Annotated in this window: 16 protein-coding genes; 2 read left to right on the top strand and 14 right to left on the bottom strand. The window is 61.6% G+C overall.

Annotation, left to right across the window (positions count from 1 at the left end; translation table 11 throughout):
* Positions 1-43: 43 nt before the first annotated feature.
* Genes ABWL43_RS01105 through ABWL43_RS01095 form a run of 3 tightly spaced genes read right to left on the bottom strand, consistent with a single transcriptional unit; the run spans position 44 to position 5,243 of the window.
* Complete coding sequence (locus ABWL43_RS01105; protein WP_369301797.1) at positions 44-3,097, bottom strand: efflux RND transporter permease subunit; 3,054 nt, start codon at positions 3,095-3,097, stop codon at positions 44-46.
* Entirely contained in the window at positions 3,094-4,164 is a 1,071-nt protein-coding gene (locus tag ABWL43_RS01100; protein WP_404486309.1) for an efflux RND transporter periplasmic adaptor subunit, read from the bottom strand. The genes ABWL43_RS01105 and ABWL43_RS01100 overlap by 4 nt, the downstream gene beginning before the upstream one ends.
* Positions 4,161-5,243: an efflux RND transporter periplasmic adaptor subunit gene (locus tag ABWL43_RS01095; RefSeq protein ID WP_404486308.1), complete on the bottom strand. Its 1,083-nt coding sequence runs from the start codon at positions 5,241-5,243 to the stop codon at positions 4,161-4,163. The genes ABWL43_RS01100 and ABWL43_RS01095 overlap by 4 nt, the downstream gene beginning before the upstream one ends.
* Before the next feature lie 121 nt (positions 5,244-5,364).
* Here ABWL43_RS01095 and ABWL43_RS01090 point away from each other — a divergent pair, with 121 nt between their 5' ends.
* Positions 5,365-6,525: an AAA family ATPase gene (locus ABWL43_RS01090; RefSeq protein ID WP_404486306.1), complete on the top strand. Its 1,161-nt coding sequence runs from the start codon at positions 5,365-5,367 to the stop codon at positions 6,523-6,525.
* A 526-nt stretch (positions 6,526-7,051) separates the two neighbouring features.
* On the opposite strand, the gene ABWL43_RS01085 is transcribed toward ABWL43_RS01090, so the two are convergent.
* From ABWL43_RS01085 to ABWL43_RS01035, 11 genes are all read right to left on the bottom strand, one after another.
* Complete coding sequence (locus tag ABWL43_RS01085; protein ID WP_404486304.1) at positions 7,052-7,906, bottom strand: transporter substrate-binding domain-containing protein; 855 nt, start codon at positions 7,904-7,906, stop codon at positions 7,052-7,054.
* Positions 7,903-8,679 carry an amino acid ABC transporter ATP-binding protein gene (locus ABWL43_RS01080; RefSeq protein WP_404486302.1) on the bottom strand — a complete coding sequence of 259 codons (777 nt, stop codon included), beginning with the start codon at positions 8,677-8,679 and terminating at the stop codon, positions 7,903-7,905. Before ABWL43_RS01080 ends, ABWL43_RS01085 begins: the two co-directional genes overlap by 4 nt.
* Positions 8,676-9,335 (bottom strand): amino acid ABC transporter permease, encoded by a 660-nt coding sequence (locus ABWL43_RS01075; protein WP_032884905.1) that lies wholly within the window; start codon positions 9,333-9,335, stop codon positions 8,676-8,678. Before ABWL43_RS01075 ends, ABWL43_RS01080 begins: the two co-directional genes overlap by 4 nt.
* Positions 9,316-9,981, bottom strand: coding sequence for an amino acid ABC transporter permease (locus ABWL43_RS01070; RefSeq protein ID WP_404486299.1), 666 nt, complete (start codon positions 9,979-9,981; stop codon positions 9,316-9,318). The genes ABWL43_RS01075 and ABWL43_RS01070 overlap by 20 nt, the downstream gene beginning before the upstream one ends.
* A 428-nt stretch (positions 9,982-10,409) precedes the next feature.
* Positions 10,410-11,192, bottom strand: coding sequence for a MetQ/NlpA family ABC transporter substrate-binding protein (locus ABWL43_RS01065; RefSeq protein WP_145159742.1), 783 nt, complete (start codon positions 11,190-11,192; stop codon positions 10,410-10,412).
* A 124-nt stretch (positions 11,193-11,316) separates the two neighbouring features.
* Positions 11,317-12,255 carry a sigma 54-interacting transcriptional regulator gene (locus ABWL43_RS01060; protein ID WP_404486297.1) on the bottom strand — a complete coding sequence of 313 codons (939 nt, stop codon included), beginning with the start codon at positions 12,253-12,255 and terminating at the stop codon, positions 11,317-11,319.
* A gap of 49 nt (positions 12,256-12,304) precedes the next feature.
* Positions 12,305-12,886: an alpha/beta hydrolase gene (locus ABWL43_RS01055; RefSeq protein ID WP_119738240.1), complete on the bottom strand. Its 582-nt coding sequence runs from the start codon at positions 12,884-12,886 to the stop codon at positions 12,305-12,307.
* Between the two features lie 308 nt (positions 12,887-13,194).
* Entirely contained in the window at positions 13,195-13,596 is a 402-nt protein-coding gene (locus tag ABWL43_RS01050) for a biopolymer transporter ExbD (RefSeq protein WP_145159738.1), read from the bottom strand.
* A gap of 1 nt (position 13,597) precedes the next feature.
* Positions 13,598-14,320 (bottom strand): MotA/TolQ/ExbB proton channel family protein, encoded by a 723-nt coding sequence (locus tag ABWL43_RS01045; protein WP_404488345.1) that lies wholly within the window; start codon positions 14,318-14,320, stop codon positions 13,598-13,600.
* 51 nt (positions 14,321-14,371) lie between these two features.
* Positions 14,372-15,187, bottom strand: a complete 816-nt coding sequence (locus ABWL43_RS01040) for an energy transducer TonB (protein ID WP_404486295.1) — start codon at positions 15,185-15,187, stop codon at positions 14,372-14,374.
* 396 nt (positions 15,188-15,583) lie between these two features.
* Positions 15,584-16,435 carry a LysR family transcriptional regulator gene (locus ABWL43_RS01035; protein WP_262208169.1) on the bottom strand — a complete coding sequence of 284 codons (852 nt, stop codon included), beginning with the start codon at positions 16,433-16,435 and terminating at the stop codon, positions 15,584-15,586.
* 110 nt (positions 16,436-16,545) lie between these two features.
* On the opposite strand from ABWL43_RS01035, the gene ABWL43_RS01030 reads away from it, so the two are divergent.
* On the top strand, positions 16,546-17,727 hold the full coding sequence (locus tag ABWL43_RS01030) for a CynX/NimT family MFS transporter (RefSeq protein ID WP_404486293.1): 1,182 nt from the start codon (positions 16,546-16,548) through the stop codon (positions 17,725-17,727).
* The last annotated feature ends 86 nt before the right edge of the window (positions 17,728-17,813 follow it).

Here is a 17,813-nt window from a genome sequence, read left to right as displayed (position 1 = left end):
TTTCCAGGAGCCTTCCCACATCCTTGCAGGAAGGCGCCGAGGGTCAGGCCTGTTCTTTTTTCGGCTCGCGAATCTTGTACCAGGCCACATAAAGCGCTGGCAGGAACAACAGCGTCAGCAAGGTGGCGATGATGATCCCGCCAATCATCGCGTAGGCCATCGGCCCCCAGAACACTTCCCGCGCAATCGGGATCATGCCCAGGCTGGCTGCCGCAGCGGTCAGCAGGATGGGACGGCGCCGGTGCTCTGTGGCTTCCACCACGGCATCCCACGGCGTGTAGCCGTCGCGTTCATACGCATCGATCTGCGTCACCAGAATCACCGAGTTACGGATGATGATGCCGATCAGCGCGAGGATGCCGAGGATCGCCACAAAGCCCATGGGCGTGCCCGTGGGGATCAGCGCCAGCACCACGCCGATCAGCCCGAGCGGCGCGACACTGGCCACCAGGAACATCTTCTGCACGCTGTGCAGCTGGATCATCAGGAACGTGGCCATCAGGAACAGCATCAACGGCACCACTTTGGCGATAGGGCCTTGGGCCTTGCCGCTCTCTTCGACGGTGCCGCCGGTGGCGACTTTGTAGCCCACCGGCAGGCCGGCGCTGAACGTGTCGATTTCGGGCTTGAGTTGCTTGACCAGGTCGGTCGGTTGCATCTCATCACGCACCGAAGCCTTGACGGTGATGGTTGGCTTGCGGTCGCGACGCCACACCAGCGGCTGTTCCAGCTCATACCGCACGGTGGCGAAGGCCAGCAACGGAATCGAGGTGCCGTTGGGCGTGACAATCTGCAGGTTCTGCAAGGTTTCCGGGGTGCCGCGTTCGGCATCTTCGGCGCGGCCGACCACGTTGATCAGGTAGATATCGTCGTGCACTTGGGTCACCGAAGCACCGCTGACCACGCTGTTCATCAACTGCGCCACGTCTTCCGACGACAGCCCCAATTGCCGCGCCTTGTCCTGGGCAATGTCCACGCGCAGCACTTTGCCCGGCTCGTTCCAGTCGTAAATGATCTCGCCCAGGTGAGTGTTTTTATCCAGCAAGGTCGCCAGTTCAATGGCGTGCTTGCGCACCTGGTCGGTGTCCTTGCCAGACACGCGATACTGGATCGGCCGCCCAACCGGCGGGCCCATTTCCAGTGGCTGCACATAGCTGCCGATGCCGACAAAGTCATCGCGCAGGCGTTTTTGCAGGCGCGCAATCAACGCGCCGCGCTCTTCCAGGCCTTTGCTGACGATCACCAACTGCGCGTAGTAGGGGTTTTCCAACTGCTGGTCGAGGGGCAGGTAGAAACGAATTGCGCCCTGGCCGATATAGGTGCTCCAGCGCGCGATATCCGGATCGTCCTTGATGATCGCCTCAAGGCGGTCGACCGCCTTGCGCGTTTCGTTGATCGAGGCGTTTTGCGGCAGGTTAAGGTCGACGAGAATTTCCGGACGGTCCGATGACGGGAAAAACTGGTTCTGCACAAACTGCATGGAGAACACCGACGCCGCAAACAGCCCTACGGTGATGCCGATGGCCCACCAGCGGTTGCGCATGGCCCAGAGCATGCCGCCATTGAACGCGCGACCGATGCGCCCCGGCTCTTTGTTTTCGGGTTTAACGTTGGCGCTGAGGATATGCACGCCAATCACCGGCGCAAACAGCACCGCCACCACCCACGACACCAGCATCGCCACGGCAATCACCGCAAACAGCGTGAAGGTGTACTCGCCCGCCGAGCTGGCGTTGAGGCCGATAGGCACAAAGCCGGCGACGGTCACCAGCGTGCCGGTGAGCATCGGGAACGCGGTCGAGGTATAGGCGTAGGTCGCCGCCTGTTCCTTGGTTTCGCCTTTTTCCAGGCGCGTGATCATCATCTCCACGGTGATCATCGCGTCGTCCACCAACAGGCCAAGGGCGATGATCAACGCGCCCAGCGACACGCGCTGCATGGTGATGCCGCTGTATTCCATGAACACGAACACCAGCGCCAGCACCAACGGAATCGAGCACGCCACCACCAACCCGGCACGCATGCCAAGGCTGATAAAGCTCACCACCAGCACGATGATGACGGCTTCAAACAGCGCGCTGGTAAAGCCGCCGACGGCCTCTTCCACCACTTCCGCCTGGTCGGAGACTTTGTGCACGCCCACGCCCACCGGCAGGTCAGCCGTCAACTCATCCATGCGCGTGTGCAGGGCCTTGCCGAATGACTGGATATTGCCGCCCTTCTGCATGGCGATGGCCAAGCCAATCGCCGGCTGGCCATTGAAACGGAACATCGGCCGCGCCGGGTCGACATAGCCACGGCTGATGTCGGCAATGTCGGCCAAACGGTAGAAACGGTCATTGAGGCGCAGGTTGACGTTGGCCAGGTCCTTTTCGGAGGCAAATTGCCCCGAGGTGCGCACCGAAATCCGCTCCGGCCCGGCCTCGATCACCCCGGCCGGGGTCACCGCGTTCTGCGACTGCAGGCTTTGTACGACCTGGCGCTGGTCAATCCCCAACGCTGCCAGTTTGCGCGTGGAAAAATTCAGGTAGATCACTTCGTCCTGCTGGCCGATCATCTCGACCTTGCCCAGGCCGGGCACCGAGCGGATCTCGGCGCGCACTTGCTCTACGTAATCACGCAGCTGGCGCATCGACAGGCCATCACCGGTAAACGCGTAGACCGAACCGAACACGTCACCGAACTCATCGTTGAACGACGGCCCCTGCAAGCCTTGGGGGAAGGTGCCGCGAATGTCATCGATCTTCTTGCGCACCTGGTACCAGATATCCGGAATCGCCTTGGCGCTGGTGGTGTCTTTGAGGAACACGAACACCGTGGACTCGCCCGGCCGCGTGTAGCTTTTCACGTAGTCGAGGGAGTCGAGTTCTTCGAGTTTTTTCTCGATGCGGTCAGTGACCTGCTTGAGGGTTTCTTCCTGGGTCGCGCCCGGCCAGCGGGTCTGGATCACCATGGTTTTGATGGTGAACGAGGGGTCTTCCTCGCGGCCAAGGTTCATGTAGGAGAACACGCCCATCAGCAGCGCGACGAACATCAGGTACCAGACGAAGGACTGATGCTTGAGGGCCCAGTCGGATAAGTTGAAGCTCCCTTTCATCGCGGGCTGTCCTCGTCGATTTTGACTTTTTGCCCGGGTTTCAGGCTGTTCACGCCAGCGGTGACGATGCGTTCGCCGGGTTTGACGCCGCCATTGAGCACGGCGCTGTCGGCATCGCGGCTGACCACCGTGACGTCACGCGGCTGCACGGTCTGGCTGTGGGTGTCGAGCAGCCAGATGCGGGTCTTGCCGTCAACTTCCTGCAAGGCGCTCACCGGCAGTTGGATACGGGGTGCGACGGCGGTGCTCAAGGTCACGCTGATAGCGGTGCCCAGGCGGAAGGCTGGCGGTGTTTCGGTCAGGGTCAATCGCGCACGACGGGTGCGCGTGGCGCTTTGGGCCTGAGGCTCGATTTCACGCACGATGGCGGTGGTGTTGACGCTCGGGTCGAGTTGGCCTGCGACCACAAACACCACATCGGTGGGCAGGCGCTCAGCCAGGCCGGCCGGCAGGTCGATTACCGCCTCCTTGATGTCCGGGCGCGCGAGGGTCACCACTTGCTGGCCGGCGCTGACGACCTGGCCAGCCTCGGCGTTCCAGGCGGTGACGATACCGGCGTGGTCGGTGCGCAGTTCGGCGTAGTTGAGCTGGTCCTTGGCCTGGTTGACCGAAGCCTTGGCCTGGTCGAGGGTGGCCTGGGTGGTTTTCAGGTCGGTCTGGGCCACGTCCAGTTGAGCCTGGGCGCCGACACCACGGTTGAACAATTCCTGCTGACGGCGGGCGTTGGCCTGGGCGTTGATGAACTGCGCCTGCACGCGGGCGAGGTCGCCTTGGGCGGCGCGCAATTGGTTTTGCTGATCGGTGGGATCGAGCACGGCGAGCAAGGCGCCCTTCTCCACTTCGGCGCCCACGTCCACCGCGCGGCGGGCGATACGGCCGGGTACGCGAAAGCCCAGGTTACTTTCATAGCGGGCCTGGATGGTGCCGGCGAAGCGGCCGAGGTTTTCCTGGTCTTCGGCTTTGACTTCCATCGACAACACCGGGCGCACGGGCTCGGGCGGCGGTTCTTTCTTGGAGCAGGCGGCCACCAACAGGCTGGCGGCGAGCAGAGCCGTCAGGCGCTTCATGGCTGGGCTCCTTGCTGGGCGATCTCGACCAGCATGCCGGGGTGCAACAATTGTCCGCCGGCCACCACGACTTTTTCGCCGCCTTTGAGCCCGTCGCCAATAATCACTTTGCCGGTGAGGTAACGCGCCACGCTGACCTTGTGCAACTGCGCCTTGCCGTCACCGTCGATCAGCCACACGGCGGGTTCGTTGAGGTCTTTGGTCAAGGCCGACCACGGCAGCTCGATGCTGGCCTTGGCCGGGCCATTGGCGGTGGCGCTGACCACCGAGCCCAACTGCATGCCCTTGGGCAGCGATTGCAGGGCGATTTTGACTTGCACGGTGCCGGTATTGGCCGCCACCGCCGGCGTGACCTCGCGAACCTTGCCCACGGCCTTGATGTTCGGGTTATCCAGCAGGCTGACCGTGATCGGTGCATCCGGCGGCGGCTCTACCAGCAGCGACTCATAGACATTGAACACCGCATCGCGATCGCCATCGGTGGCCAGGCTGAAAATCGGCACGGTGGCCTGCACGACCTGGCCGACTTCCGCCTGGCGCGCGGTAATCACACCGGGCGCATCGGCGATCAGCGAGGTATAACCGAGTTGTTCACGGGCGTTGGCGAGCTGGGCTTGCGCGGCGGCCAGGGCGCTTTGGCTGCTGCGCAGCGCGGCTTGGGCGGCGTCGTATTCGCTGCGGCTGGTGTAGCCCTTGGGCAGCAGTTTTTCCTGGCGAACGAAGGCGGCGGCGGTTTGCTTGACGCGGGCCTGCTCGGCCACAACCTGGGCCTGAGCGGAATCGACGTTGGTCTGCTGGTCCTTGGGATCGAGCTTGGCCAGCACTTGCTTGGCGGTCACACGGTCACCCACGTCGACCATGCGCTGGATGATTTTGCCACCCACGCGAAAGGACAAATCGGTTTGCACACGGGCCTGGATATCGCCGGTCAGGGTGACTGCCGCGGCGAAATCCGCCGGCTGCACCGTCTGCACAAAAACCCGCGAATGCTCCTTGGGCTCGGCCTTTTCCTGACCACAGCCGCTCAGCAGCGCCAAGAGGCCAAGGCTGAGTAAAACTATCGAAGTGCGACCGCCCATGCAGGCTCCTTTTGCGTGATGCCGACTTGCCAGTGTGTATGCGACTGTGAGCTTAGATCAGGGTTCCTTATCTGCATGGAGGATCCCATACTCCAATGGTTCCCACGTCGACTGAATACCTATGTTGAAAACCCTGGCGGTGGCCAATTACCGCTCGATCAATAAATTGGTGGTGCCCCTGGACCGGCTGAACCTGGTCACCGGCCCCAATGGCAGCGGCAAGTCCAACCTGTACCGCGCCTTGCGCCTGCTGGCGGAAACCGCCCAGGGCGGCGTCATCAATGCGCTGGCCCGTGAAGGCGGGCTGGATTCAACCTTCTGGGCCGGGCCGGAAACCATCAGCCGACGCATGCGTGAGGGCGAAGTCGCCGTACAAGCCACCACCCGCCAGAACGTGAAGCGTCTGCGCCTGGGATTTGCCGGGGAGGATTTCAGCTACGCCATCTCCATGGGGTTGCCGTCACCCGGTATCAGTTATTTCTCCCTGGACCCCGAAATAAAAAAAGAATGCATCTGGGCCGGCCACCTCTATCGCCCCGCCAGCTTGCTGGTGCAGCGCTCCGGGCCGATGGTTCGGGCACGTGAGGGGCGCAACTGGGATGTACTGGCCCAGCACACACCCGATTACCACAGCCTGTTTGATCAGGTCGGCAGCCTGCGCGGCTCGCCGGAGGTGTTGTTGCTGCGCGAAAGCATTCGCGGCTGGCGCTTTTATGATCACTTTCGCAGCGACGTGGACGCGCCCGTTCGCCAACCACAATTGGGCACGCGCACGCCGGTGTTGCATCACGACGGGCGCGATTTGGCGGCGGCGTTGCAGACCATCCGCGAAATCGGCGACCTAGAGGCCTTACAGCGTGCGGTCAGCGATGCATTCCCCGGCGCACGCCTGAATATCCAGCCGTTGCAGGGCGGGCGCTTTGCGATTGAGTTTTATCAGGAAGGCTTGCTGCGGCCCTTGTCGGCGGCGGAGTTGTCGGACGGCACCTTGCGTTATCTATTGTTGATCGCGGCGCTGCTCACGCCTCGGCCGCCGACCATGATGGTACTGAACGAGCCGGAAACCAGCCTGCACCCGGATTTGTTGCCGGCGTTGGCGCGTTTGATTATCCAGGCGTCCCAGCATTGCCAGGTGTGGGTGGTGTCGCATGCCAGCCGGTTGATCGCAGCGTTGCAACAGGATGAAGGGTGTAATTCGATTGTGTTGGAGAAGGTGATGGGCGAGACGCGGATTGTGGGGCAAGGGATGCTGGATGCGCCGGCGTGGCATTGGCCGGAGTAGGTGCAGTGACTGCACTGGCCTCTTCGCGGGCAAGCCCGCTCCCACATTAGCCTGCATTCCAAGGTTCGAACTCGGTCAAGGGTGGGAGCTGGCTTGCCTGCGATAGCGGTAGAACGTGGCATTGGCCGGAATAAGTGGTGATTGCACCGGCCTCTTCGCGGGCAAGCCCGCTCCCACATTAGCCTGCATTCCAAGGTTGGAACTCGGTCAAAGGTGGGAGCTGGATTGCCTGCGATAGCGGTAGAACGTGGTATTGGCCGGAGTAGGTGCCGTGATTGCACTGGCCTCTTCGCGGGCAAGCCCGCTCCCACATTAGCCTGCATTCCAAGGTTGGAACTCGGTCAAAGGTGGGAGCTGGCTTGCCTGCGATAGCGGTAGAACGTGGCATTGGCCGGAATAAGTGGTGATTGCACTGGCCTCTTCGCGGGCAAGCCCGCTCCCACATTAGCCTGCATTCCAAGGTTGGAACTCGGTCAAAGGTGGGAGCTGGCTTGCCTGCGATAGCGGTAGAACAGTCAGCGCGGGATCAACCCTGCCACTTACCGCCCTCAACAATCACACTCTCAGGTTTGGTGTCATCGCTCAGCTCTTTACGCACATATTGGTCGTACAGCTTGAGCAGGAACTTCTCCTCGCCCAACTTCGCCAACTCGGTATTCACCCAGTCGCGCAGTTCGATGTTGCCCTTCTTCACGGCCGGCGCAATCGGTGCTTCATCACCGAGTTTTTCTTCCAGCACGCGGTAGCCCGGGTTCTGCTTGGCCCAGCTGAACAGCACCAGGTTGTCTTGCGCGTACGCATCGCCACGGCCAGCCGACAGCGCTTGCAGGGACTCGGAGTTTTTCTCGAACTTGAGCAGTTTCCAGTCCGGGTGGTTTTTGGTCAGCCAGATATCGGCGGTGGTGCCGGTGGTGACGATGGTGGTGCGGGTGGCCAGGTCATCCAGGCTTTTCACCGAGCTGTCCTGCGGCACCAGGGCTTGCACCGCCACTTTCAGGTTGGGGTTGGTGAAGTCCACCGCTTCCTTGCGCTCCGGCGTTACGGTCATGTTGGCAAGGATCAGGTCGACCTTGTCGCTCTGCAGGAACGGAATACGGCTGGCCGGCTCGACGGCGACAAACTCGACCTTGTTTTCATCGCCCAGCAAATCCTTGGCAAATTGACGGCCGATATCCGTATCGAAGCCGACGTAACGACCGGCTTCGTTCACAAAACCGAACGGCGGTTTGTCGGTGAATACGCCGACGATCAGCTTGTCGCGCGCCTTGATCTTGTCGATGTAGCTGGCGGCCGCAGTCGCAGGTTTGGCAGGCTCTTCGGCCTTTTTATCGCAGCCGGCCAGTAAGGCGACGGCCAACAGTGGCAGCAGTAGTTTTTTCATATCAGCTCCAATTCCTTGGTTTTCTTGGGCAGTGTTGAAACAAAGGAGAACTTCTCCAGAAACTGCTGCGCGCGTGCGGTTTGCGGGTTCGTAAAGAATTCTTCGGGGGTGTTGTGTTCGAGGATGCGACCGGCCTCCATGAACACCACGCGATCAGCGACGGCGCGGGCGAAGGCCATTTCATGGGTGACGATCAACAAGGTCATGCCGTCGCGGGCCAGGCCCTGAATCACTTCCAGCACTTCCTTGACCATTTCCGGGTCGAGGGCGGCGGTGACTTCGTCAAACAGCATCACTTGCGGGTTCATGCACAGCGAACGGACGATGGCGATGCGTTGCTGCTGACCACCTGACAACTGGCGTGGGAAGGCGTCACGCTTGTCGGCCAGGCCAACGCGTTCGAGTAATTTTTCCGCCTGGGCACGGGCTTCGCGAGGCGCGCGTTTTTGCACTTTCAGCGGGCCGAGCAGGATGTTGTCGAGCACGCTCATGTGCGGGAACAGGTGGTAACTCTGGAACACCATGCCCACGTCCTGGCGCACCTGGCGCCAATCGGTATTTTTGTCCAGCAGCTCTTTGCCGGCAAAACGCAGGCTGCCGCTGTGCGCCATTTCCAGGCCGTTGAGGCAGCGCAGCAAGGTGCTTTTGCCGCAGCCGCTGGGGCCGAGGATCACCACCACTTCGCCGCTTTGCACGCTCAGGTCGATGCCCTTGAGCACCTGCTGCTCGCCGAAGAATTTGTTGAAAGCCTGGAACTCGATCAATGCGCTCATGCTTGGGCCCAGCGCCGTTCCAGCACCTTGGAGGCGGCTGACAACGGGTAGCAGATAAAGAAGAAAAACAGGAACAGCACGCCGTAGATCAGTACTGACTCATAGGTGCGCTCGATGATTTGCTGGCCGACCTTGATCACGTCCACCACGCCGATCAGCACCGCCAGCGAGCTGGTCTTGATGATGCGCGTGTAGACGTTGATGGTTGGCGGCGTCATGCGCTTGAGGGCTTGGGGTAGCAACACGTAGCCGTACAGCTGCGGGTCGGACAGACCAATCGACAAGCCCGCTTCGCGCTGGCCACGCGGCAGCGAATGCAGCGCGCCGCGTACCACTTCGCCGACCTCGCTGGCGCCCCACAACGACAGCACCAGCACCGCGCACCAGAAGCTCGGGATGCTCAGGCCAAAGAAAATCGGCAGGCCGAAAAACAGCAGGTACAACCACACCAGCACCGGAATCGCCCGGAACAGCTCCAGGTACACCCGCAACACCGCGTTGATCAGCGTGTTATTCAGCGTGCGCAGCACGCCATACAGCACCCCGCCGACGGTGCTGAAGGCAATGCTCAAAAATGAAATCGACAGCGTCTGCGCAGCGCCCTTGCCCAGTTGCGGCAACGACACCCACAACAACTCAAGACCCGAACTGGCCATGCTGGAGCCTCCTTTCCAGGCGGCTGAGCAGCAGCGACAGCGGCAAAAACAACAGCACGCAAATCAGCGTCAGCACGGCGAGCATTTCGTAGGTTTTGTAGTAGAGCGCGATGTAGCTCTTGGTGGTGTAGAGAATCTCCGGCACCGCCACGGCCGACACCACGGTGGTCTCCTTGAGCAGAAAGATGAAATTGGCGAACAGCGCCGGCAGGCTGAGGATGCCGGCCTGAGGCAGGATCACATGGCGCAGCAGCTGCCAGTCGGACAGGCCGATGGACTTGCCCGACTCGATCTGCGCCAGCGGTACCGCTTCCACACCGGCGCGCAGCACTTCGGTGAGGTAGGCGCCGCCGAGGAAGGTCATGGTGATGATCGCCGCCCAGAACCCGGAGATATTGAACCCCAGCGCCGGCAAGGCGAAGTACACTAAGAACAGTTGGATCAGCAGCGGCGTGTTGCGCGCCAGCTCCACATACAGCGCCACCAGGCGCGACAGGTACGGCGTGCGAAACACCAGCAGCGCTGCGTTGATCAGTGCCACCAGCAACGAGGTGGCAATGGCGATCAGGCCCACTTGCAGCGTCACCCCCACGGCGTTGAGAAACGCCGGCAAGGTGCTGAGGATAAAAGCGAAATCGAAGGTCATCTTGAGTCCATGACGCCGCAAGGGTAATGCAGCGCGCGCAGTCCGATCCGGCGTGGGTAACGCCGGGTAGCGCGAACTTTAAAGGTATAAAAAGTAAAATTTAAATACCCAAATAGCATATTGATATCACCCAAAAAGATAACCGCCGGATTCGCGGGTTGTCCGGGTGGCGACTATGGTTGGGGGTCTGAGATTCGAGGGATTGAACCATGAACGAAGTGAAGCCGATTGATCCGCAGGAGCTGGTGAAGTGGCTGATGGCGTTGCGCCGGGCGGTCAACACAAAAAACATGTAAGCCTGCGCAAATCAAATGTGGGAGGGGGCTTGCCCCCTTCCACATTTATTGCACTCCAAATTCCAGGCATAAAAAAACGCCGACGCTATGTGAGCCGTCGGCGTTCAAACCTTGAAGGGGGTTTGGTTTACATCAGAACGCCGGTACGACGGCGCCTTTGTACTTGGAATCGATGAACGCTTTGACTTCAGGGCTGGTCAGGGCCTTGGCCAGCTTCTGGATAGCGTCGCTGTCCTTGTTGTCCGGGCGTGCCACCAGGAAGTTCACGTACGGCGACTTGGCGTCTTCGATGATCAGCGCGTCTTTGGCTGGGTTCAGGCCAGCTTCCAGCGCGTAGTTGGTGTTGATCAAGTCCAGGTCAACCTGGTCCAGCACGCGTGGCAACAGCGCCGATTCCAGCTCTTTGAATTTCAGGTGTTTCGGGTTGCTGGCGATGTCTTTCGGCGTGGCCAGGGCATTGCTTGGGTCTTTCAGGGTAATCACACCGGCTTTCTGCAACAGCAACAGGGCGCGGCCGCTGTTGGAGCCTTCGTTCGGGATGGCCACGGTGGCGCCATCTTTGAGCTCGGAAATATTCTTGATCTTCTTCGAGTAACCGCCGAAAGGTTCAACGTGCACGCCGACCACAGTGACCAGGTTGGTGCCCTTGCCCTTGTTGAAGTTTTCCAGGTACGGCAGGGTCTGGAAGTAGTTGGCATCCAGACGCTTCTCGGCCACTTGCACGTTAGGTTGCACGTAGTCGGTGAATACTTTGATCTCCAGGTCTACGCCTTCTTTGGCCAGGGTCGGTTTGACCAGCTCAAGGATCTCGGCGTGCGGGATCGGCGTGGCGGCAACCACCAGTTTCTCGTTGGCCTGGGCGAAGCTTGCAGTCAGGGCAGCCGCCAGTGCGGTAAACAACAGAACCTTTTTCATGCAGTGTCCTTATCGAAATTCCGGGGCGTCTCTGACGACCGTTTTTATGGTGTGCCAGCGAAGTGCTATCGCGGCGTGGAGTGGACAATACCTAGATTTTTTATTCCCGAACAATATCTTTTATTCACTTTGATATTCCATTTTGCTCATGTAGCTGCTGTTCATTTAGAAAGCTGAGCAAGGTTTGCCGCTCGGCGGCGCTGGCACTCGCGAAGATCCGCCGCACCTGTTCCAGTGGCGAGCCCGCCACCGGCAGGTTGAGATGTTCGGGCAAAATCTCATCACCACTGCTCACCAGCAACGCAAAGTGAATAACGTTTTCCAGCTCGCGGGTATTGCCCGGCCAGCTGTGGTGTTCCAACACACGCTGAGCGGCGTCGCTGATCAGCGGCACCGGCAGGTCCAGGCGCTGGCTGTAGATGCCGAGAAAATATTCAGCCAGCGACAGAATGTCGCCGACGCGCTCGCGCAGGGCGGGCAGGTCGAGCTGGCCTTCACTCAAGTAATGGAACAGACGCTCGTGAAACTTGCCCGCCGCCACGGCCTGGGCGAGGTCGATGCTGGTGGCCGCAACCAGGCGCACATCCACCGGGCTGGGCTGGTGGGCGCCAACGCGGGTGACTTCGTGATTTTCCAGGGCGGCGAGCAATTTCACCTGGATCGGCAACGGCAAGTCGCCGATCTCATCCAGGTACAAGGTGCCGCCGTTGGCCGACCCGAACCACCCGGCCCGACTGCTCGCCGCGCCGCTGTGGCTGCCGGCCGCGTAGCCAAACAGTTCGGCATCGGCGTAAGTGGGGCTGATCGCGCCGCAGTTGACCGAGACAAACAACCCAGTGCGGTCGCTGCCACGGTGAATATGCCGCGCCAGCAGCTCCTTGCCGCTGCCAGTCTCACCGCGAATCAACACCGGCAAGGCGCGGGGCGCCAGGCTTTCCAGGTTTTCACGCAATTGGCGCGAGCGCGGGTCGACAAACACCAGGGCCTTGGCGCGGATGCTCAGCGGGCTTTTTTCGGCGTCGGGGAAGGTCAGCAAGGGCTGGCCGAAGGTTTCATGACTCATGGCAGGCTCCCGCCCCAAATCCACTCAGGGACGGGGCGTTGAAAAATGTTCATGCAGTACGCCGGGCGTGGTGCTCAAGGCGGTTTTGCAGGCGATAGAGGTAGGCGAAGCCCTGCTCCCAGCGCTGGTGGCCGGACTTCACATTGATATGGCCGGCGCCGGACAGAATCCCGGCCTCCGCGCCCCAATTGCGCGCCAGTTCCAGGGCCCGCGGGGCGCTGACGGCGCTGTCGTTGTCGGAGCTGACCACTTGGCTGGGAAACGGCAGCAGGTCGCTCGGGATCGGCGCGAAGTTGCGCAAGGCCGGTGAACAGGCCGGGCGTTCGACATCCGCCGGAGCCACCAGCAAAGCGCCGCGGACCTGACGCAAAAAGTGCACCGGCGCAGTGGCGGCCCAATGCGCGACGGTGATGCAACCCAGGCTATGGGCGATCAGGATCACGGGAGTGCTGTCGGCGGCGATGGCCTCGGCGAGTGCGGCCACCCAGTCTTCGCGACGCGGCGTCAGCCAATCGGCCTGCTCCACCCGCGCGCTGTTGGGCAGGCTGTTCTGCCAATGGGTTTGCCAATGATCTTCTGGCGATCCTTGCCAGCCCGGCACGATCAGATAACGAATCGACTCGCTGTGCATGGGTGTGCCCTCCTGCAGCGTTTAACGTTGCTGACCAGTATAGGGATGGGGGTTATATTCGTTAAGGAATAAGAAGCTATTTATTAATAACCAAAATCTCAAACCCATCGCAGATCAAAATGTGGGAGCGGGCTTGCTCGCGAATGCGGTGCATCAGTCGGCGCATCTGCTACTGACCCACCGTATTCGCGAGCAAGCCCGCTCCCACATAGACCTCATTTCACATCGAGCTTCAACGGAATTCCAGGCAAAAAAAAAGGCCGCACCCTGCCAAGGAAACGGCCAAAAAATTGTCGAGGCATTTGAAACTAACGTGCAGTAATCACCGACAACTTGGTAATCCCCGCGCGTTCGATAGACGCCATGGCTCGCGCCACTTCGCCGTAGTTCACTCCATTGTCAGCCTGCAGTTGCACCCGCACATCGGGGTCCTTGGCCTTGGCCGCCTGCAGGTTGAATTCCAGCAGGTCCGGCTGGATTTCGTCCTTGTTGATAAACAGTTTGCCGGCGCCGTCGATACTCACCACCAGCGGGTCCTTTTGCTCAACCGGCGCCACGGCTTGGGTCTTGGGCAGGTTGATCGGGATCGCGTTGGTCAACAGCGGCGCAGTGACGATAAACACCACCAGCAGCACCAGCATCACGTCCACCAGCGGCGTCACGTTGATCTCGCTCAGCACCTCGTCACTGTCTTGTGTGGAAAAGGCCATCTCACGACGCCTCCTTTACTTTCTGCGGGTTGCCAGCTGCGCTTTTGGTCAGCGCAGGGTGCAGCAGCACCCGGAAGGAATTCTTCTGCGCCAGGCTGTAGAAGTCGTGGGCAAAGTCATCCAGGTCAGCAGCCGTCAGCTTCAGGCGGCGCAGGAAATAGTTGTAGACCAGCACCGCCGGCACCGCGACGGCGATCCCCACACCGGTGGCCACCAGCGCCGCACCAATCGGGCCGGCCACGGTTTCCAGGCTGGCGGAGCCGGCGGCGCTGATGCCTTTCAACGCTTCCATGATCCCCCACACGGTGCCGAACAGGCCGATAAACGGCGAGGTGCTGCCGATACTGGCGACCACGGCCAGGCCGGTTTCCAGCGAGCGACGCTCACGCACGATCTGCTGACGCAGGGCGCGTTCGAGGCGGTCCTGGTGGTTGATGGCCTGGCTCAGGTCCGCGGCGTGTGGCGCGTCACCAACCTGGATCGCGGCATAACCGGCCTGGGCCACGCGCGCTGCGGCGCCGGGCTGGGTTTCGGCCAGTTCAGCAGCCGAGTCGAGACTCGACGCCGCCCAGAACTGTTTGTGGAATTTGCGATCCTGGGCTTTGAGGCGACCAAACTGCACGCCCTTGAGCAAGGCGAAGCCCCAGGTGGCGACCGAAAAGGCCACCAGCAGCCAGATCACCGCGCTTTCGATGGATTCAACTGGAGATGCTAATGCCATGATGTTTTCCCTCTGTGCAGGTCGCGGCGTGTCCAACACACCGCTGCCGAATAGTTAGTGAATCTTGAAATCGATCGGTACGCTGACCCAGCCGTCCTGGGCCACATCGCCCTGCTTGGCCGGCACGAAGCTCCAACGCTTCACGGCGGTCAGTGCGGCGTCATCGAGTTGCTGGCGACCGCTGCTTTTCTGGACCTGGATCTCGCCCGGCTTGCCGCTGGCCAACACATGCACCCTGAGCAACACCGTGCCTTCCCAACCGCGACGCTGGGCCAGTGACGGGTACTCCGGCGCCGGGTTCTTCAGGTACGCGGCGTTCGCCGAAGCGGGTGTAACCGGGGCCGGCGACGGTGGCGCGGCTGGCGCGGGCGGTGCAGGTGGCGCCGGCGTAGGTGGCGCGGGCGGTTGCTCGACCGGTTTGGGTGCAGGCTTGGGCTCGGGCTTGGGCACCGGTTTGGGTTTAGGCTTCGGAATCGGTTTTGGCGGCGCCGGCTTGGCAGCCAACTCATCCACCACCGGCGGCGGCTCGACCACAGGTGGCGGTGGCGGCGGCACGGGCGGTGGCGGTTCAACCACCGGCGGCGCCGGCTGGGAAAATTCGATCGTCATCGGCGGGATTTCCGGCGGCACGATCGGCAATACCGGCGTCGGCTTCTGGCTCACCCAATAGATCACCGCACCGTGCAGCGCCAACACCAGCAAGCCGAGCAGCAGCCCTTCGCGACGGCTCGAGAAGCGCTTCGGGGTTTTCTGCAAACGCAACTGCCCCAACGGCGCCCGATGCGGCCGGCCAAGGTCGACCAACTCACCACCCGGTGCCTGGCGCCATTGCGCCTCGGGTGCACTGGCGGCGGTCTGGACATTGCCCATTGATTCACTCCCCACGGTCTTCACACAAAAAAACCGACAGGCCTGCCTTGGCGGCCGTCGAGGGCTGAATCATCGGGGCCAGACGCTTATCTCTTAAAGTAATCTTTAAAGTTATACATAGATCTAAATTGAATATGAGAAACATCCTGAAACGCCAAAGCCACGGCCTGCGCGGCCTGTGGCGAAGGTGCTGTTTTTCGATGCTTTTCAGGCATAAAAAATATTCAGTGAAGGCATCGATTGTGGCGGGTGGGCTTGCCCCGCGTTGGATTGCGCAGCAGACCCACTGGGAGATAACGCGGTGTCAGGCATATCGGTTTGGCAGGCTTTGGGGCGGCTACGCAGCCCAACGCGGGGCAAGGCCGCTCGCCACGAACGCGGCGCTCGGCGACAGGTTTACGCAGGGCTGTTGGCGCATAACTCGAGCAATTGGCGTTGCAACGTCTGCCCGGCTGCGCCCAACCCGCTGCGGCCGTATAACGCCAGGCGCACGCCTTGCACCGTGGGCAACCCGCTGTCCTCGCCGAGCACCACGTGCCCAGGCTGCACCACCCGGCGTGGTAACAGGCTGATGCCGAGCCCCGCCGCCACTGCCGAACACACGCTGGCCAGGCCGGCGCTGGAATAGCCGATGCGCCAGCGCCAGCCACCCACTTCCAGGTGATGCAGCATTTCATTGCGATACAACCCGCCCACCGGAAACGCCACCAGGGGCAACGGGTCGCGGCCCAAGGACGGCATGCTGCGGCTGTCGACCCAGCACAGGGGCTCCGGCCACGACGCCAGGCAGTCGTCGCTGTCACCCATTTGCTTGACCAGCAACACGTCGAACTCACCTGCACGGTATTGACGCTGCAGCTCCGGGCCGAGGCCGCTGGTGACTTCCAGGCGCACGCGCGGGTAGGCCACCACGAACGACGACAGCAACGGCATCAGCCGTTCAGCGGCAAAGTCTTCTGGCACCCCCAGGCGCAGCACGCCGTCGCTTTGCTGAGTGATCAGCACGTCGGCAGCCTCTTCATGCAGCGCGAGGATGCGCCGCGCGTACGCCAGCAAGCGCTCACCCTCGGCGGTGGCCACCACGCGGCGCTGATCGCGGTCGAGCAACTGGCACGCCACGGCCTCTTCCAGGCGGCGGATCTGCTGGCTCACGGTGGACTGGGTCACGTGCAGGCGCTCGGCGGCGCGGGTGAAATTGCCGCAATCCACCACGGCGACAAAACTGCGTAACAACACGGGGTCGAACATGGCGCTTCACCATTGCGTTTGCCACTGGTTGGCATGGTTATATTTAATTTCAGAATACCTCGCGAGCTGCCCATACTTCCTGCCTCTTTTGCACACCGAAAAGGTCTTGCATGCCGCTCAACCCTTCATTCATGAGCAGACTCGCCGGTTGGGGCCTGCTGGTCGTGCTTGGCCTGAACCTACGGCCGATCCTCAGTTCCATCAGCCCGTTGCTCGGCGAGATTCGCCAGGCCACAGGCCTGAGTTTCCAGAGCAGTGCCCTGCTTACCAGCCTGCCCGTGGTGTGCATGGGCCTGGTGGCGCTGGTCGGCGTACGCGTAGAGGCGCGACTGGGCGAGCGGCGCGGTATCGCTTTGGGCTTGATGATGATTCTGCTGGCGTGCCTGGTGCGCTGGTTGATGGGCCAGGCGTCGGCGTTGCTGGTCACGGCCTTGCTCGGCGGCGCCGGTGTGGCGCTGATTCAGGCGTTGGTGCCGGCGATGATCAAGCGCGAATTCCATCACCGTGTGCCGGTGGCGATGGGTGTGTATTCAGCGTCGTTGATGGCCGGCGGCGGGCTGGCCGCACTGCTCAGCCCGGTGGTGGCCACGCATTTCCAGCAATGGCAGGCGGGGTTGGGCGTGTGGCTGTTGCCGGCGCTGGGGGCGTTGCTGTTGTGGGCCTGGTTGCCGTTGGGTGCGCCGCGCAATCCTCACATGGCGCCCACATTCAAAGGCCTGCGCAATCGTCGCGCGTGGCTGCTGGCGCTGTATTTCGGTTTGGTGAACTGCGGCTACATGAGCCTGGTGGCGTGGCTGCCTGCGTACTATCAGCAACTGGGCTGGGGCGTATTGCCGAGCGGTTCGTTGCTGGCCTTCATGACCATCTTCCAGGTGATCGCCGCGCTGTTGATGCCGGTGCTGGCGCAACGCGGTGTCGACCGTCGTCCGTTGCTGGGCATCAGCCTGTTGGCGCAAACCATCGGCTATCTGGGCCTGATCATCGCGCCGCTGGACTATCCGCACCTGTGGGTGGCGCTGTGCGGCTTCGGCCTGGGCGCGTGTTTCGCCCTGAGCCTGCTGCTGACCCTCGACCATCACCGGGACCCACGCCAAGCTGGGCAACTGGCCGCCTTCGTGCAAGGCGTGGGCTTTCTGATCAACGCGGTTTCACCGTGGCTGACCGGCTGGCTGCGCCAACTCACCGGCGGCTTTGTCAGCGCCTGGGTGGTGCTGACGGTAACCGCGGTGGCGATGCTGCTGGTGACACGGGTGTTCAGCCCGGCCACCTATCGCGCCGCGCCCGCTCTATAGATATGCATTTAAGATCTAATTTAAACAATAATGCTGCGTTGACGGAATAAGGAGTCACCTTAAAATCGGCGTTCTTTCACAGGACT

This window comes from Pseudomonas sp. HT11 (genome assembly GCF_044875395.1).
GTDB lineage: Bacteria > Pseudomonadota > Gammaproteobacteria > Pseudomonadales > Pseudomonadaceae > Aquipseudomonas.
This window is presented reverse-complemented; position numbering and strand designations above follow the sequence as displayed.

What these genes read in the sequence shown, in the direction of transcription:
- ABWL43_RS01105 (WP_369301797.1), bottom strand. Translation starts at nt 3,097, where the DNA reads ATGAAAGGGAGCTTCAACTTATCCGACTGGGCCCTCAAGCATCAGTCC.
- ABWL43_RS01100 (WP_404486309.1), bottom strand. Translation starts at nt 4,164, where the DNA reads ATGAAGCGCCTGACGGCTCTGCTCGCCGCCAGCCTGTTGGTGGCCGCC.
- ABWL43_RS01095 (WP_404486308.1), bottom strand. Translation starts at nt 5,243, where the DNA reads ATGGGCGGTCGCACTTCGATAGTTTTACTCAGCCTTGGCCTCTTGGCG.
- ABWL43_RS01090 (WP_404486306.1), top strand. Translation starts at nt 5,365, where the DNA reads ATGTTGAAAACCCTGGCGGTGGCCAATTACCGCTCGATCAATAAATTG.
- ABWL43_RS01085 (WP_404486304.1), bottom strand. Translation starts at nt 7,906, where the DNA reads ATGAAAAAACTACTGCTGCCACTGTTGGCCGTCGCCTTACTGGCCGGC.
- ABWL43_RS01080 (WP_404486302.1), bottom strand. Translation starts at nt 8,679, where the DNA reads ATGAGCGCATTGATCGAGTTCCAGGCTTTCAACAAATTCTTCGGCGAG.
- ABWL43_RS01075 (WP_032884905.1), bottom strand. Translation starts at nt 9,335, where the DNA reads ATGGCCAGTTCGGGTCTTGAGTTGTTGTGGGTGTCGTTGCCGCAACTG.
- ABWL43_RS01070 (WP_404486299.1), bottom strand. Translation starts at nt 9,981, where the DNA reads ATGACCTTCGATTTCGCTTTTATCCTCAGCACCTTGCCGGCGTTTCTC.
- ABWL43_RS01065 (WP_145159742.1), bottom strand. Translation starts at nt 11,192, where the DNA reads ATGAAAAAGGTTCTGTTGTTTACCGCACTGGCGGCTGCCCTGACTGCA.
- ABWL43_RS01060 (WP_404486297.1), bottom strand. Translation starts at nt 12,255, where the DNA reads ATGAGTCATGAAACCTTCGGCCAGCCCTTGCTGACCTTCCCCGACGCC.
- ABWL43_RS01055 (WP_119738240.1), bottom strand. Translation starts at nt 12,886, where the DNA reads ATGCACAGCGAGTCGATTCGTTATCTGATCGTGCCGGGCTGGCAAGGA.
- ABWL43_RS01050 (WP_145159738.1), bottom strand. Translation starts at nt 13,596, where the DNA reads ATGGCCTTTTCCACACAAGACAGTGACGAGGTGCTGAGCGAGATCAAC.
- ABWL43_RS01040 (WP_404486295.1), bottom strand. Translation starts at nt 15,187, where the DNA reads ATGGGCAATGTCCAGACCGCCGCCAGTGCACCCGAGGCGCAATGGCGC.
- ABWL43_RS01035 (WP_262208169.1), bottom strand. Translation starts at nt 16,435, where the DNA reads ATGTTCGACCCCGTGTTGTTACGCAGTTTTGTCGCCGTGGTGGATTGC.
- ABWL43_RS01030 (WP_404486293.1), top strand. Translation starts at nt 16,546, where the DNA reads ATGCCGCTCAACCCTTCATTCATGAGCAGACTCGCCGGTTGGGGCCTG.